Source organism: Empedobacter sp. ULE_I140, assembly GCF_053482575.1.
Genome location: NZ_JBQMTX010000001.1, coordinates 2,841,808 through 2,858,747, shown reverse-complemented (window position 1 = coordinate 2,858,747; position 16,940 = coordinate 2,841,808). Strand labels below are relative to the sequence as shown.

The window sequence follows — 16,940 nt, the reverse complement described above, 5'->3', positions numbered from 1 at the left end:
ATTTAGAGCATAAAAAAAGCTCAAGAAAATAAATTCTTGAGCTTTGTTGTACCTCAGGCGGGACTTGAACCCGCACGTCCTAATGGACACAGGATTTTAAGTCCTGCGTGTCTACCAATTCCACCACCAAGGCATCCACTTCTAAGAAAGAAGTTAGAGCGGGAAACGGGACTCGAACCCGCAACATTCAGCTTGGAAGGCTGACGCTCTACCAATTGAGCTATTCCCGCGTGTAAATTGTAAAAATCAAATTAAAAAGTACCTCAGGCGGGACTTGAACCCGCACGTCCTAATGGACACAGGATTTTAAGTCCTGCGTGTCTACCAATTCCACCACCAAGGCAAAATTTGATTTTTATGAATTTTTATATTTCAAAGAGCGGGAAACGGGGCTCGAACCCGCGACCTCAACCTTGGCAAGGTTGCGCTCTACCAGCTGAGCTATTCTCGCGATTGGAGTGCAAATATATAAAATCAATTTCTAATAATCCAAATCAAATTTGAATAAAATTTTAAAAATATATTTGCACTTATTTTAATTAGTTGATAGGCATTAACATATCAGCTACTTCTTTTATTTTATCTTTCATCTTTTTACGATGAACGATCATATCAACGAAGCCTTTTTCTAATAAAAATTCAGAAGTTTGGAATCCTTCTGGTAAATCTCTACCAATAGTTTCTTTGATAACACGTGGTCCAGCGAATCCAATTAATGCTCCTGGCTCTGCCATGATAACGTCACCAATTGATCCGAAAGATGCTGTAATTCCTCCAAAAGATGGATTTGTTAAGATTGTAATATAAGGAATGTTGTTATCTGCTAATTGAATTAATTTAGCTTCTACTTTAGCTAATTGCATCAACGAAATTGCAGCTTCCATCATACGTGCACCACCAGATTGTGTAATAATTACGAATGGAGTTTTGTTTTTGATAGAATAATCAATTGCACGTGCAATTTTTTCTCCCATTACAGATCCTAAAGAACCTCCAATAAATTTGAAGTCCATACAAGAAATTGTAATGTCACGTCCATGAATTTTTCCAGTCGCATTGCGAATAGAATCTGTCATTCCCGTTTTCTTTTTAATCTCTTTTAAACGATCTTTATAAGGTTTTGTATCTGTCCAATTTAATGGGTCTTTACTTTCTACTTTTGTATCTAATTCTGTGAATTTACTATCATCAAATAAGATATCGAAGTATTCTTGAGAACCAATTTGTACGTGATGATCATCCTCTGGACTTACATACGCATTTGCTTTTAGTTCTTCAGTTTCAATAATTTTTCCTGATGGTGTTTTGTACCATAAGCCTTTTTTAACGTCTTTTTTAGACTCTGTAGGCGTTGTAATATTTTTCTTGCTTCTAATAAACCAAGGCATATTCTCTGTTTTTATTTGGGTAAGAATAATCTTAATGAAAAGATTATCCTAAAGTATTAACATTATTTAAATCGTGGAAAGCTTGGATTAATCTATCTTTGAAAGTAACTTCTCCAGCTCTTAACCACACGCGTGGATCATAATATTTTTTGTTAGGAGATTCTGGACCTTCTGGGTTTCCAATTTGTCCTTGTAAATAAGCTGCATTTTCGTCAAAATATTTACGAATTCCTTCCATAAATGCATATTGTAAATCTGTATCAATATTCATTTTGATAACTCCGTAGCTAATAGCTTCTCTAATTTCTTCTAACGTAGAACCAGAACCTCCGTGGAATACGAAGTTTACAGCGTTGTCTACACCATACTTTTCGTTGATGTATTTTTGAGAGTTATCTAAAATTTTTGGAGTCAATACAACATTTCCTGGTTTGTAAACACCGTGTACATTACCAAATGCTGCTGCAATCCAGAAATTATCAGAAATAGATTTTAAGTTTTCGTAAACGTAAGCAACTTCTTCTGGTTGAGTGTATAATAAAGAATTGTCAACATTAGAATTGTCAACACCATCTTCTTCTCCGCCTGTAATACCTAATTCCATCTCCAAAGTCATTCCAACTTTAGACATTCTTTCTAAGTATCTTTTGCACGTTTCTACGTTTTCTTCTAAAGGCTCTTCAGATAAATCTAACATGTGAGAACTAAATAAAGTCTTTCCGAATTTATTAAAATGTTCTTCGTTAGCGTCCATAATTCCATCAATCCAAGGCAATAATTTTTTTGCACAGTGGTCTGTATGTAAAATTACAGTAGCTCCGTAAGACTCAGCTAAAGTGTGAATATGTTTTGCTCCCGCAATAGCACCTTTGATAGCAGAAAGTTGATTTTCTCCTTTTAATCCTTTTCCGGCATTAAAAGCAGCACCTCCGTTAGAAAATTGAATAATAACTGGAGAGTTTACTTCAACTGCAGCTTCCATTGCAGCGTTAATAGTATCTGAACCGATGACATTACACGCTGGTAAAGCGTATTGATTTGCTTTTGCATCATTGATAATATCTTGAACTAATGAACCGGTAGCAACACCGGCAGGAAATTTTCTGCTCATTATGTTAGTATTTTGTGAAACAAATATAGATGTTTTTTTAGAAAGGATAATTAATTCCGAAGTGGATTCTTGGTTTAAGCAAATTAAAATTGTCAAATTGCCAGCGATCACCTAATTCATAAGAAGGGTCATAAATTTTGTAACCCAAATCAAATCTTACAATTGCAAACGTACCAATGTGATAACGGAAACCTAATCCAGAACCAATTCCGAATTCTTTGTAAAAATCTTTGAACTTAAATAATGTTTCTGGTCGATTTTTATTAACACCCCAAATATTACCAGCATCAAGAAAATATGCACCTTCCAAACTTCCAAAAAGATTGAAGCGATATTCAGCATTGAATAATAATTTCATGCTTTCGAATTCTAAACTTTGGTTTTTAGAATCGATACGTGGTTTACTTCCAGGCCCCAATGTTAAAGGTGCCCAACCACGAACATCATTTGCTCCTCCAGCCGAATAACTTCTTACAAAGGGTGCAACATCAGAGTTTCCATATGGTTGAATGATTCCGAATAAGAAACGTCCTGCTACGCTAGAATTTGAATTTAATTTGAATTTTCGTCTAACATCTACATCAAATTTTACGAATTGTGAATAAGGAATTCCAAAGATCAAACCAGCTTGATTTCCTTCTCGATCTGGTTCTGCTTTATTAAAACCAAAAGCCTTGTCTAAACCTCTTAATACATTTCCGGCTAATTCAATTCTTGCTTGAATAAACCAAGGATTACTTTTTGGTCGAAATGAATTTTCTTGATTAAATGTAAATTGATAGATAAAAGAGTTGATTAATACATTTTGGGAAATATTAGCTTTTCTATATAACATATTCTCAAAATCAACATACAACTTTGCGTTTTCTCCAGTTAATGAACTTTGGAATCCTTTGTCAGCCTCGATTGCATCTGTTAATTCATCGTCCGTTAGATAAATTGGTGCATTAGAATTGTATGCGTAGTATAAATCTTTTACTTCGTTTTTTGTATTATTATCTTTTGTAAACACTTCATAATAGCGATCTTTTTTTCGATTACTAATAAATTCTGTGTTAAACAAAGAAACTTTGTGTTGAAACTCCGAACTCGAAATATCCATATCAAAACCAAAACCATAAGTCGTTTTGTCTAAACCTACATTTTTCTGCGTACTTGCATTCATTCGAATAGCAGATTCGGCAGTAAAACGTTTTGGTAAAATATTATCAAGATTAATTGGTGTTAATAAATAAGGAAATTTCAACTTTGTTTCGATAGCGATTTCGTAAGCATTTAAGAATGCTTTATTCATTGAGAAATCTTTGTTGACAGAACCTAAAGTTCCTTTCAAAGTTGTTTCTAAATTTTCTCCTCCTCCAAATAGATTTCTCGAAGTTAAAGTCATCCCGGGAGAAATTGCAAAGTTCATATAGCGAGAAGCATAACTTTCGACAAAGAGATTCAAGTCATATTTCTTTTTTGGTGTAAAGAAAACGTCTACATTTAAGATAGAGTCTTGTTTATTAATTCTGAATCCATGTAAGTTAATGTTTTCTTTCTTGAAAATATTACGTTTTGTCTGAATTTCTTGTCGTTGACGATATAGTTGACCCGGACGAATTACAAATGCATCTGTAAAATATTTTGGTCGATATTCTGGCTCTTTTGTATATAAAACGTTATAATCTTTATATTCTTCTTTGATTAATTTACTTTCATCATCAACAAAACTGCGAGAATCTGCATAAATATTTATCTTCCCAAAACGGTATTGCGTAAAAGGTGTAATACTATCCGTTTTCAAAGAATCTTGAATATATTTATCAATAAACATCGTTACATCAAGGCGTTTGTTACTTTTTAATGTATCCGCTTCAAAATATAAATCTTCGCCCGAATCATTAAAATCATAGTAACCTCTATTCTTTAACAAATCGATGATACGATCGCGTTCTTCCTCAAATTTGTCAAAATTATATTGATCTCCAGCATGCAAAACAGTTTGTTTTCCAAGAGGAGAATTAAGATACTCTTCTATTTTTTGATCAGATATTTTTTGATCATATGTTTCGATATAAGAAGGTTCACCTAACTTAATATCATAAATTGTTTCTGCTTTTTTTGCAATAGAATCTTTATCATAGGAAACTGCTACTTTCGAATCGAAATAACCTTTATCATGAAATAATCTATTTAAGTTCTTTGCCGAAAATTCTGATTGTTGTTCATCCAACAAAACTGGCGCTTCACCTTGACTATAATAAAGACGTTCTTTCCATAAACTGTGTCCAACATATTCGCTCAGGTTATTCTTCGTTAGTAAACTATCCAATAATTTCTGGTTACGAACCGAAGCATCTTGTCGATAATATTCCTGAAAAGTTTCATCAAATTTCGCAGGAGACCAATTGTAAACCCATTGCCAAAGAGGGAAAAAACCAAGAAACTTACCAGCTGGCTTTTGTTTCACATAATCACTTAAGTCTTTGTTGATTATAGTTTTTTTCTTCTTAATATCTGGATCCTCTTTATCGTAGATAAATTTGTTCTTTACAAACAAATATTCTCCTTCAGGAACTTTCTTAGTTGTACTACAGCTATAAAAAAGTAATCCTAAACAAGAGATAAGTGTTATATTTGTTGTAATTTTTTTTTGCATAAATATGTTATCAAATAACGTTATTAAGATAATAACTTCTCTTGGTTCTAAAAAATATAGACAAAAATATAATTTGTTTGTCGTAGAAGGTGTTAAAAATATTGGGGAAGTTATAAAAAGTTCTATAAATATTAAAGAATTATTTATAATTGAAGACTTTTGGCCAGAAGCTACACATATCAAAAAGACTTTTATTGAAGAAAAAGATTTGAAAAAAATCAGTTTCTTAACTACTCCGAATGTAGGTTTAGCACTTTGTGAATTACCAAATTATGATGAAGATATCAAGTTAAATGGTTTGAGCATTGCCTTGGATGATATTCGCGATCCAGGTAATTTAGGAACAATTATCCGCTTGGCAGATTGGTTTGGTGTAGAAGATATTTTGTGTACCAAAGAATCTGTGGATATGTACAACCCAAAAGTTGTGATGTCGACAATGGGATCTTTTACAAGAGTCAAAGTTCATTATATCGATTTAGAGAAATACTTGTCTGACTATAAAGGAAACATTTTCGGGACTTTTATGGAAGGAGAATCCATTTATGAACAAACACTTCCACAAGAAGGTATCTTGGTTATGGGGAACGAAGCGAATGGAATTTCACCAGAAATCGAGAAGTTAACGACAAATAAACTAAGCATTCCGTTCTTTGGGAAAAATGGTTCTACCGAAAGTCTCAACGTAGCTGTTGCAACAAGTGTCATCTTAGGCGAGTTTAAGTCTCAACTTTCGCACAAATCATAAAAAAAACTTAATGTTTCTAAACGGGTAACTATTCCACAAATAAATATATACTTTAGTAGAAACAAACAATAAGATTAAGAAAAAACACATGAAATATGTAGCGGTTGTTCTTGCTTCTGCAATGCTGTTTATGGGAAGCTGTAGCAAGAAAAACGAACAAAAAGAAGAACTTAGAAAGAAGGATCCGCATGCTTTGCGCTATGATTCGTTGGATTGGAAAGCAGATTTCAAGCCAATGAAGTACACACAAGCAGAACTTAATGATTACAGAAATAAACTAAACACCTATTATAAAGACTTTTGGGTTGACGGGAAAGTGAGCGGAGGTTTGTTGGTTGTGAAGAATGGGCAAGTACTTTTAGAGCAATATCAAGGGATGGCAGACGAAAGACATAAGCGTCCAATCACTGCCGAAACGCCTATTCACATAGCATCTATCTCGAAAGTTTTTACATCTATGGCGATACTTAAGCTGGTCGAGAAAGGTAAAATCAAATTAGATCAAAAAGTAAATACAATATTAGAAGGTTTTCCTTACGACGATATCACGGTTCGTAATTTGCTAAATCACCGCAGTGGTTTGCCAAATTATGCCAACGTTTTGTGGAATAACAAGAAGGTAATGATGGATCGCGAGAAACCAATTTCTAATCAAGATGTGTTAGATATCTTTAGAGAATTTGACGTTAAACAAATTCGTCCCGCAGACAAAGGGTTTTATTACTCGAACACCAACTTCGCTTTCCTTGCTTTAGTAATCGAAAAGATTATGAAAATACCTTATCCGAAAGCAATGAAATACATGGTTTTTGACCCTCTTGAGATGAATAACACCTTTGTTTTTGAGTATGATCGCGATAAAGATACAGTAGCTCGTTCTTACAAATACAATGGTTACGAGTGGGCTTGGGATGATTTTGACCGCACGTATGGAGACAAAAATATCTACTCAACGCCAAGAGATCTTTACAAGTTAGATGTTGCCATGTATTCAGACGATTTTTTACCGAAGAAGATCAAGAAAGAAGCTTTCAAAGGATATAGTTACGAGCAGAAAGGTTTCAAAAATTATGGGCTTGGAATGCGCTTGTTAGAATATGACAATGGTAAAAAATTATTGTATCACAATGGTTGGTGGCACGGGAATAACACAGTTTTTGTACACGATGTTAACAATCAATTTACGGTAATTGCATTAGGAAACAAGCAGAATAAGAATATATATAGTGCATTTAAATTGGCTGGACTTACAGGAACTTATCCGCTAAAAGCACCAAATAAAGATTCGATGAGATTGCATCAAAAACCAATTGTACCAAAAAGAACAGCAAAACTTTCGACCAAAGTTTCAAGATAATAGCAAGGCTTTCTTATATAAGAAAGCCTTTTTTATTTTTATGATATAATGTATTTTATTGATAATCAATAGTTTTATTTTGTTAATTAAATATAAAGTATTAACTTAGAGATAATTAACTGTTAATCTATAAATACTTTTAATTATGGCTGTAAAATACAACGTTATTCAGAAGGCTTACCCAGGAGATCCTATGGCGCCTAAAAAGTTCTATGCAAATTCTATTGCAGATGGTGAAGTATCACTTCGAAATTTGAGTAAAGAAATTGCGCAAACCTCATCTGTTAGTGAGAGTGATGTGTATGCAACATTGATTGATTTGGCTAAAATGTTATCGAAACATTTGTCTGATGGAAAGATTGTTCGCTTAGGAGATTTTGGTTCTTTTCAAATAAGTATAAGTAGCGAAGGAATGGATACAATGAACAAAGTAAATTCTGCTTCTATAAAAAGTGCTAAAATACTTTTTAGACCTGGTCTCGATTTACGAGATACTTTAGCTACTTTAAAGTATGAGAAAAAGAAATAGTTAAGATAATTTTTCTAATTTCTAATTGAAGTAAATAAAAAACGTCAAGTGGTTTTCATTAAAATCACTTGACGTTTTGTTTAAAACCTCCTTAGGTTTTATATAAGAGGTAGGTAGGTTTTACAGAAAATTTATTTATATCTCACTTGAATAATCATTAACAACATAGAAACATAGACTATGAAAACTAAAAAATATTTAGATGAATTAACTTATGAAATAATAGGTTCTGCTATAGAAGTTCATAAAATAATGGGTAGAGGATTATTAGAAAGTGTTTATCATCAATGCTTAAAAGAAGAATTAAATCATAGGAAAATAAATTTTCTCACAGAAATGAAGGTTCCAGTTGTCTATAAAGAAAAACTGCTTGATCTTGATTTTCGTTGTGATCTCTATGTAGAAAATAGTATAGTTGTTGAGTTAAAAGCTGTGCAAGATATTTTTCCTACTTATGAAGCTCAATTATTAACTTATATGAAACTACTGAAATGTCCAAAAGGAATACTAATCAACTTCAATTGTTTTAACATATTTAATGAAGGATAAAAAACGTATGTTAATGAGTTTTTTACTCATCTTCCAAATTATTAAACCCATGTATTTATATTATTAGAATAGATAGATTTTTAATTTTGTTTTGGTAAAATATTAACCACATAGAAACATAGAAATTGATTAATTGTGATTTATTTATAAACTTTCAGTTATTAACTTAAGTAAAGTTACTGTGAAAACTATAAGTCTATTCAAATCTTTATCAATATTTAACCTATGTCTCTATGTGGTTAAAAAAGATAAAATATTAACCACATAAAGACATAGATAAAGATATAACTTGTGTTTTAAAGTATTAAAAAAAGAAAAGTATAAAACTTTATAAGCTTCTTACTGCTTAATATCCATAATATCTCGCAATACATTCCCAAAGATATTAAACCCAAGAACCAATAACATAATAGCTAATCCCGGTAGAATTGCCAAATGTTGTTTTCCTAAAATAATATGATTATAATGTTCTTTTATGATATTTCCCCAAGACGGAGTAGGAGGTTGTGCACCAATTCCAAGAAAACTAAGACCACTTTCTACTAAAATTGCCGAAGCAAAATTGGCAGCAGATATAACGATAATAGGTGCAACAACGTTAGGTAATATTTGGTTGAAGATAATTCTTGTGTCCGAAAATCCTAAAGCTTTTGCTGCTTCTACAAATTCTTTTTCTCTGTATGATAGGAATTGTCCGCGAACTACACGTGCAACTTCTACCCACATCGTTAGTCCAACTGCGATAAATATCTGCCAAAATCCTTTTCCAATAGCTAAGGTAATTGCAATAACCAATAGTAATGTTGGGATAGACCACACAACGTTTATCAACCACATTATAATGTTATCTGTTCGTCCCTTGTAATAACCTGCAAGAGCGCCCAAGGAAATTCCTACAACTAATGAAATGAAAACAGCGATAAACCCGATAAGAAAAGAAATTCTTGTCCCGATGATTAATCTAGAATAAAAGTCTCTTCCGTAAGAATCTGTTCCAAGTAAATAGGTTTTTGTATAGATAAAATCCTTCTCTATATCTTGCGTTTTGATGTTATGCTTTGTCCAAGTTAACAAATCTATCTTTATTGCTTCACCACTTAGTCCGTTCCCTATATATGGAATATAAGTAATGCTTTGTCCATCTCTTTTGTAAGATGTAATACTTATTTGTTCGGTATCGATCTCTTTCCCGAATATAAAATTAGAAAAGTTCGTTTTTCCTGAATAATTAGGTAAAGGGATTTCGATTGTTTTTTGCTGATAACCTATAGGTGAATATGCAATGGTTAGGTCCTGTCTGTTTGCATTTTCCGTTTTGTCGGACGCAAACACATAAGCAAAAATAGAAATGATTGCAGCTAATACTATTACACTAAAAGAAAGAACACCAAGGGTGTTCTTTCTTAATTTATTGAATATGATTTGAGAAAATGAACCGTTTTCTTGTTCCATTATTTAATGTCTCTTAAAACGTTAACAGCTTCGTTTAAATAAAAGTCTTTTTGCATTCCTTTGAACCAATTGTTACGTTTAGCTTTTAGAACAGTATCTGTTTTAGTAGTTGCTAAATCGTTTTGATTCATTGTAAATTTGAAATTGTTTTTATACTTGTCTAAAGTTTCGAATTTCTTGATTTTATCTTCGCGTGTTTTACGGTACGTTTTGTAATCTTCTAAGTTCAAAGGAATCTCTTTTACGTCTTCCATTGATTTGATGAACTTGAAACTTTCGTTCATTAATGCTAAGTGAGCATTGTTTGCCAAACGAGTTTTACTGTTCGCTTTAATCTTCGCTAAATCGAAAGCAGAAGGCCATTTTGCAATAACTAATGGTTTGATTTGATCCCAGTTCAAGGCTTCTGGACGAGAAGCTTCGCTGATATCTTCGTAAGTGAATTGATCAACTAATGCAATGTCCGACTGAACTCCTTTCAATTGTGTAGAACCTCCGTTTACTCGGTAGAATTTTTGTATTGTTAACTTAATAGCGCCTAACTCATCACTTCCCGACTGACGATCTAAAGGCAAGATTGTTTGTACAGTACCTTTACCAAAGGTTTGCGGAGAACCCACGATAACAGCGCGACCATAGTCTTGCATTGCTGCAGCAAAAATCTCTGACGCAGATGCAGAAAGCTCGTTAACCATTACTACTAAAGGTCCGTCGTATGCGATAGAATTATCTTTGTCTTCGTGAATTTTAAGCATTCCGTCCGAACGTCTCACCTGAACAATTGGTCCTTGATTGATGAACAATCCAGAGATTTTAACTACCTCTTCAAGAGAACCTCCTCCATTATTTCTAACATCGAAGACAAGACCTTTGATGTTTTCTTTCTTCAAGATTTCAATTTCTTTCTTGATATCATCCGAAGGATAACGTCCGCCTTCTTTTCCCATTGGAGTGTAGAACTCAGGTAAATAGATGATTCCGTATTTATCTCCCTTCTCGTCCGTAATAACAGATGAGCGAGCAAACACTTCCTCTGATTCAATCACTTCACGAATCAAAGAGATTGTTTGTTGAGAACCGTCTTTTTTCTGAATAGTCAAGACAACTTCTGTTCCTTTCTTCCCTTTAATTAGGCGAATAGCATCGCTTAAAATCATCCCAACGATGTTTTTAGCTTCACCATTTTTCCCTTGTGCAACTTTAATGATCTTGTCACCAACTTCTAATTTATTGCTCTTCCAAGCTGGTCCGCCAACAATTAATTCAGCAATTGTAGCGTAACCTCTTTTGTCTTGTATTTTGGCTCCAATTCCTTCCATTTGTCCAGACATTTCGAATTCGAAATCCTCTTTACTTGTTGGAGAGAAGTATGTTGTGTGCGGATCGTATTGTTCTGTGAACGAGTTCATGTAAATAGAAAAATAGTTCTCGCGTTTTGTTTGTTTTATACGACGGAAATAGTCAGAAATCAAGTCTTTAACTTCTTCACGCGCCATCTTTTCTACTTCTGCAAAAGGCGTATCTTTTGTGATTTTCTTTTTCTCATCTGCCAAAGGATCTTTTATAGGTTTTATAGAAGAAGAGTTGTCTAATGTATCTTTCTTTTGACCTTTTAATTCGTCTTGCATTGAAATGATTTCTAACATCACGTTATATTTCAAATATTTGCGCCACAAATCTTTTGATTCGTTCTTATCTTTCGCGAATTTTGATGTTTTATAATCGATGTTGAAATTCTCTTTTTGATTAAAATCAAAAGGTTTTGACAAGGCATCCATCGAATATTTTTCAGCTTCAGCAATACGTTTGTAGATTGTATCGACAGTAGAATTGTAGAAACCTAAGTTTTCTGATTTGTAATAATCATCTAAATTGTGATAATCTTTTTTGAATAGATCATAATCAGATTGCAATAAAAAACGTTTGCTTGGATCAATGTATTCTAAATATTTATTGAAAACATTTTCCGAAAATTTATCATCTACAGTAGCAGGTTTGTAATGTAGGTAAGTTAGGGTGTTTCGTGTATTTTTTACGATTAACTTTTCTCTTTCTTCATCTGTGTCTAGCATGGGTTTGCAAAAGCAAAAAGCAAGCAAACTCATTGATAAAAACGATAGTAATACATACGTTTTTTTAATTAACATATTGCGTTGGTATTATATAAATTAATAATTTAAGACTCCTTCAAATATAAAACAAAAAAGAAATTAGAAGGAAGTTTTTTACATTTGTAAAAATGATGAATAAAAGTAAGAATAAAATATGGAAAGACCGCTAATTTTAGTTACAAATGATGATGGAGTAACTGCGCCTGGAATAAGAGCGTTGATAGAGATTGCAAAAGGATTTGGAGAAGTTTATGTTGTTGCGCCAGATAGTCCGCAAAGTGGAATGGGGCATGCGGTGACAATAAATTCGACATTGTTTTGTGATGAAATAGAAGTTGATGAAGATGTAAAAGAGTATGCGTGTTCTGGAACGCCAGTGGATTGTGTGAAATTGGCTGTTTCGCAAATTTTACCTCGTAAACCAGATTTGTGTATTTCGGGAATTAATCACGGATCGAATTCGTCGGTGAATGTGATTTATTCGGGAACAATGTCTGCTGCTGTAGAAGCTGGAATAGAAGGGATTCCTGCGATTGGTTTTTCGTTGTGTGATTTTGCTTATAATGCTGATTTTAAAGCTGGAGAAGAATTTATTAAAACAATTATTGATCAAGTTTTAAAACATAAATTACCAAAAGGTGTAGTGTTGAATGTTAATATTCCGAAGTTGAAAGAACATGAAATAAAAGGAATAAAAGTTTGTCGCCAAGCTGATGCAAAATGGGAAGAAAAATTTGATAAACGTGAAGATCCTCGTGGAAGAACGTATTATTGGATGAGTGGAGAGTTTAAAAATCTTGACAAAGGTGAAGATACAGACGAACGTGCTTTAGAGGAGGGTTATGTTTCTGTTGTACCAGTTCGTTATGATTTGACAGCCCATCATTTTTTACCAGATTTAAGAAATTGGGATTTGTTCTAAGTTCGTTAAATCTACATTCAGAATGATAAAGCATAAAAAAAGGACTTCAATTGAAGTCCTTTTTTTTAAAATATTGAAATAATTATTTTACTAATTTTTTCTCAGCGTCACGATAGAAATTTTCTTTTTGTTCGTTTCCTAAAGTTTTGTAAGCTTGAATTAAGTTACGAATAACTTGACGATTTTCTGGTTGAATTTCGTACATTTTTTCAAGATAAGGAGCTGCTTCTGTAAACAAAGCTTTGCGTTTTACTTCGTTTGCATTATAAATTTCTTTCTCTTTTTTAGATGTTCCTAAATTGTTGTTCATTGTTTCAACAATTTCTTTGTCTGGTTGCAAAATAGCTAAAACTAAATTGTTGTAAGACTCGAAATGTTTAGGATTTAATTCAATCGCTTTTTTGAACAAGTTTTTAGATTCTTCTGCTTTAGAAGCGTCATCTAAATATAAAACTCCTAAGTTGTAATAATTTTGTGCATCGTTTGGATTAATTTTAATCGCTTCTTCGATACGTTTTGTCATTTTATCAGAGTTTCCAGAAACTTGGTAAATTCCAGTTGCGATATTGTTGATGTCAGCATCTTTTGGATATTTTGTAGTTGCTTCTTCTACGATAGTATCGTATTTTTTCGCATTGTACAATCCATTAAGTGCTAAAACATACATGTCACGGTTGTAATCTTTTGTTTGATTAGCTGATTTACCAGTGAATCCTTTTGCCGCTAATTCTTTCAAAATCGTTAACGATTTATCATAATCAGCTGCGTTGTAAAAACAGATTGCAGCTTGATATTTATAGATATCTTCTTTTGTACCTAAAGCTTCAACTAAGTTGAAAACATTTAAGAATTTTGTTCCAGCCTCAGTAAATTGTTTTGCGTCCATTGCTTTGTTTGCAGCGTCTAATTCTTTGTTTGCTAAATTAGAAACTTCAGATTGCAACAAGAAACCATATTTTGGTTGTAAAGCAACTTCTTTCGCTTTTGCGTAATTACCACTAGCTGTAGCTTTATCTAAATCGGCTTGAGAATAGTAAAATTCGTCTTTTTTAGAGTCTTTATTTTTGACTTGCCAAACTTTACCGTTTTCGTATTTAGATAATTTTGCTAAATCTTGACTTGCTTTTGTAACGTCACCTTTTGCTAAGTTTTCTTTTGCTGATTTATTATATTTTTCAGCTAAAACTGTAGGTTCTGTCGTTAATTCTTCTGTGTTAGTTTGAGCGAATGATGTCGACATTGCTAAAACTAATCCTAAACTAAATAATAATTTTTTCATTGATTATTCATTATTTGGATCCTCAGCAGGCGTTTCTTCTGCTTGAGTTTCGTTGTTTTCGTTTGTGTTTTCTACAACAATTGGATTTCCTTCTTCATCAAGTTCTACTTCGTTTTCCAATTCTTCTTCAACTTGTACTTTTGCAATTGCTGCAATTTCGTCGTTCTTTTTCAAGTTAATCAATCGAACACCTTGTGTTGCACGACCCATTACACGAATTTCATCTAAACCAGTTCTAATAGCAACTCCAGATTTATTAATGATCATTAAATCATCTTCGTCTGTAACAGCCTCAATCGCGATTAATTTTCCTGTTTTATCAGTAATATTAAGTGTTGTTACACCTTTACCTCCACGATTTGTTTCACGATAATCTTCGATAGAAGAACGTTTTCCGTAACCTTGTTCAGAAACAACTAATACAGTTTCTTTTTCTACATCAGTCACAACAATCATCCCGATAACCTCATTATCTGGTTGATCTCCTAAGTTGATTCCGCGAACACCAGAAGCAGTACGACCCATTGGACGAACTTTCTCATCTTCGAAACGGATAGCTTTACCATATTTAGAAGCGATCATAATTTGAGATTTACCATCTGTTAATAAAGCTTCTAATAATGTGTCACCTTCGCGAACAGTAATTGCGTTGATACCATTAACACGTGGACGAGAATAAGCTTCTAAAGATGTTTTCTTGATGATACCATTTTTAGTTACCATGATTACGTAATTATTATTTACGTATTCTTCGTTCATTAAATCATGTGTAAGGATATATGCTTTTACTTTATCATCTGGCTCGATGTTAATCAAATTCTGAATTGCACGACCTTTAGATGTTTTAGAACCTTCTGGAATTTCGTACACACGCATCCAATAACATTTTCCTTTTTCTGTAAAGAATAACATGTATTGGTGGTTAGATGCCGAAACCATATACTCTAAGAAATCTTCGTCACGTGTTGTAGCGGCTCTATTACCAACTCCTCCACGAGATTGTTTGCGGTATTCAGAAAGTGGTGTACGTTTGATGTAACCCATGTGAGAAATCGTTAAAACAACTTGCTCATCAGGAATTAAATCTTCGATATTTAAGTCTCCACCTGCGTAATCGATATCTGTACGACGTTCGTCACCATATTTTTTACGAATTTCTAATAACTCATCTTTGATAATTTGCATACGTAAATCTTCGTTTGCTAAAATATCTTTCAAATGGTTAATCATTTTCATGATTTCTTCGTACTCTTCACGAATTTTATCAATCTCAAGACCAGTCAATGTACGTAAACGTAAATCTAAGATTGCACGTGCTTGAATTTCTGATAACTCGAAAGCTTCCATTAATCCTGTGCGCGCTTCGTCTGGTGTTGCAGATTCGCGAATGATTTTAATTGCACGATCAAGATCATCTTGTGTTCCGATTACTTTCATGTAACCTTCTAAGATATGAGCTCTTTCTTGCGCTTTTCTCAATTCGTATTCCGTACGACGAACAATCACTTCGTGACGATGTTCTACGAAATGATAAATCATGTCTTTCAAATTCAATTGCTCTGGTCTACCTTTTACCAACGCAATGTTATTTACACTGAAAGATGATTGTAATTGAGTAAATTTATATAGTTTATTTAAAACGACGTTAGGAACCGCATCCATTTTAAGGACATAAACGATACGCATACCTTTACGGTCAGATTCGTCACGAATCTCAGAAATACCATCTAATTTACCATCTTTTACCAACTCAGCAGTTTTTGCAATCATATCTGCCTTGTTAACTTGGTAAGGAATTTCTGTAGCGATAATACAATCGCGACCATGTACTTCTTCGAAATTAGTTTTTGCACGTAAAACAACACGTCCACGTCCAGTTTCGAAAGCTTGTTTTACACCATCATAGCCATAGATAGTACCTCCTGTTGGGAAGTCTGGCGCTTTGATGTATTGTGTTAATTCGTCAATTGTAATCTCACGATTGTCGATGTATGCAATTGTTCCGTCAATAACTTCTGTTAAGTTATGTGGCGCCATATTTGTTGCCATACCAACCGCAATACCAGATGCACCATTTACTAATAAGTTTGGAACACGAGTAGGTAATACAGTAGGTTCTTGGATAGTATCGTCAAAGTTTAGTTGAAAGTCAACTGTCTCTTTATCTAAATCAGCTAATAATTCGTCTGAAATTTTTTGAAGTCTTGCTTCAGTATAACGCATTGCAGCAGGTGGATCACCATCTACAGAACCGTAGTTACCTTGTCCGTCAACTAATAAGTAACGCAAAGACCAAGGTTGCGCCATACGTACCATTGTGTAGTAAACAGAACTGTCGCCATGTGGGTGAAATTTACCTAAAACTTCCCCTACAATACGTGCCGACTTTTTGTAAGAACGATTAGAAAAAACACCTAATTCATACATTCCGAATAATACTCTACGGTGTACAGGTTTTAAGCCATCACGCACATCCGGAAGCGCACGAGATACGATTACCGACATCGAATAATCGATGTAAGCGGATTTCATTTCATCCTCAATGTTAATTGGGATTAGTCTTTCTCCTTCAGTCATATTGTTTTGTTATATAAGGTGGCTAATATACGAATTTTAAGCTAAAAAAAGATTGATAAAAACAAGATATTTGATGTTTTATGAAAGTTTTAAGGAAACTTTTCTAATCCTTCTAAAAATAGCTTTGTTTTATCCTCGTAAATGATATTGTTGATAAGTTTTAATTGTTATTGTTTTAATTTTCTCTTGCTTAACAAAAAAATGTTTTTATATTTGCACTTCGAAAATTACAAAGTGTAGAACGGAACGCGGTTTACTATTAATTCAGCTTTTTTG

Annotated in this window: 12 protein-coding genes and 4 tRNA genes; 5 read left to right on the top strand and 11 right to left on the bottom strand. The window is 33.3% G+C overall.

Features of this window, described 5'->3' with window-relative positions; all coding sequences use genetic code 11:
* Window positions 1-49: 49 nt before the first annotated feature.
* The 7 genes from ACTS9J_RS13850 to tamL form a co-directional block, all read right to left on the bottom strand.
* Window positions 50-133, bottom strand: a tRNA-Leu gene (locus tag ACTS9J_RS13850).
* A gap of 24 nt (window positions 134-157) precedes the next feature.
* Window positions 158-230: transfer RNA gene (locus tag ACTS9J_RS13845), tRNA-Gly, on the bottom strand.
* Between the two features lie 29 nt (window positions 231-259).
* Window positions 260-343: transfer RNA gene (locus ACTS9J_RS13840), tRNA-Leu, on the bottom strand.
* A gap of 35 nt (window positions 344-378) precedes the next feature.
* Window positions 379-451 (bottom strand) — tRNA-Gly (locus tag ACTS9J_RS13835).
* An 88-nt stretch (window positions 452-539) separates the two neighbouring features.
* Window positions 540-1,388 (bottom strand): acetyl-CoA carboxylase, carboxyltransferase subunit beta, encoded by an 849-nt coding sequence (accD, locus tag ACTS9J_RS13830; RefSeq protein WP_115001651.1) that lies wholly within the window; start codon window positions 1,386-1,388, stop codon window positions 540-542.
* A gap of 43 nt (window positions 1,389-1,431) precedes the next feature.
* Entirely contained in the window at window positions 1,432-2,499 is a 1,068-nt protein-coding gene (gene fbaA, locus ACTS9J_RS13825; protein WP_115001650.1) for a class II fructose-bisphosphate aldolase, read from the bottom strand.
* A 37-nt stretch (window positions 2,500-2,536) separates the two neighbouring features.
* Complete coding sequence (gene tamL, locus ACTS9J_RS13820; RefSeq protein ID WP_448353354.1) at window positions 2,537-5,140, bottom strand: translocation and assembly module lipoprotein TamL; 2,604 nt, start codon at window positions 5,138-5,140, stop codon at window positions 2,537-2,539.
* A gap of 4 nt (window positions 5,141-5,144) precedes the next feature.
* On the opposite strand from tamL, the gene ACTS9J_RS13815 reads away from it, so the two are divergent.
* The 4 genes from ACTS9J_RS13815 to ACTS9J_RS13800 all read left to right on the top strand — a co-directional run bounded on the left by ACTS9J_RS13815 (window position 5,145) and on the right by ACTS9J_RS13800 (window position 8,323).
* The gene (locus tag ACTS9J_RS13815; RefSeq protein ID WP_280045251.1) at window positions 5,145-5,888 is read left to right on the top strand and encodes a TrmH family RNA methyltransferase; all 744 of its coding nucleotides are present in this window, start codon (window positions 5,145-5,147) and stop codon (window positions 5,886-5,888) included.
* An 88-nt stretch (window positions 5,889-5,976) separates the two neighbouring features.
* Entirely contained in the window at window positions 5,977-7,245 is a 1,269-nt protein-coding gene (locus tag ACTS9J_RS13810; RefSeq protein WP_448353353.1) for a serine hydrolase domain-containing protein, read from the top strand.
* A 145-nt stretch (window positions 7,246-7,390) separates the two neighbouring features.
* The gene (locus ACTS9J_RS13805; RefSeq protein WP_221854157.1) at window positions 7,391-7,774 is read left to right on the top strand and encodes an HU family DNA-binding protein; all 384 of its coding nucleotides are present in this window, start codon (window positions 7,391-7,393) and stop codon (window positions 7,772-7,774) included.
* Window positions 7,775-7,954: 180 nt separating this feature from the next.
* The gene (locus ACTS9J_RS13800) at window positions 7,955-8,323 is read left to right on the top strand and encodes a GxxExxY protein (protein ID WP_219033707.1); all 369 of its coding nucleotides are present in this window, start codon (window positions 7,955-7,957) and stop codon (window positions 8,321-8,323) included.
* A gap of 339 nt (window positions 8,324-8,662) precedes the next feature.
* Here ACTS9J_RS13800 and ACTS9J_RS13795 read toward each other — a convergent pair whose 3' ends face one another.
* Together ACTS9J_RS13795 and ACTS9J_RS13790 are read right to left on the bottom strand one after the other, a co-directional pair.
* Window positions 8,663-9,775: an ABC transporter permease gene (locus ACTS9J_RS13795; protein ID WP_448353352.1), complete on the bottom strand. Its 1,113-nt coding sequence runs from the start codon at window positions 9,773-9,775 to the stop codon at window positions 8,663-8,665.
* A complete protein-coding gene (locus tag ACTS9J_RS13790; RefSeq protein WP_448353351.1) occupies window positions 9,775-11,847 on the bottom strand; it encodes a carboxy terminal-processing peptidase in 2,073 nt (690 codons plus the stop codon). The genes ACTS9J_RS13795 and ACTS9J_RS13790 overlap by 1 nt, the downstream gene beginning before the upstream one ends.
* A 193-nt stretch (window positions 11,848-12,040) precedes the next feature.
* Between ACTS9J_RS13790 and surE the strand changes: the two genes are divergently transcribed.
* Window positions 12,041-12,808, top strand: coding sequence for a 5'/3'-nucleotidase SurE (surE, locus tag ACTS9J_RS13785; protein WP_219033704.1), 768 nt, complete (start codon window positions 12,041-12,043; stop codon window positions 12,806-12,808).
* An 82-nt stretch (window positions 12,809-12,890) separates the two neighbouring features.
* Here surE and ACTS9J_RS13780 read toward each other — a convergent pair whose 3' ends face one another.
* Both ACTS9J_RS13780 and gyrA read right to left on the bottom strand, forming a co-directional pair.
* On the bottom strand, window positions 12,891-14,087 hold the full coding sequence (locus ACTS9J_RS13780) for a tetratricopeptide repeat protein (protein WP_221854161.1): 1,197 nt from the start codon (window positions 14,085-14,087) through the stop codon (window positions 12,891-12,893).
* A 3-nt stretch (window positions 14,088-14,090) separates the two neighbouring features.
* Window positions 14,091-16,664 carry a DNA gyrase subunit A gene (gene gyrA, locus ACTS9J_RS13775; protein WP_448353350.1) on the bottom strand — a complete coding sequence of 858 codons (2,574 nt, stop codon included), beginning with the start codon at window positions 16,662-16,664 and terminating at the stop codon, window positions 14,091-14,093.
* Between the last annotated feature and the right edge of the window lie 276 nt (window positions 16,665-16,940).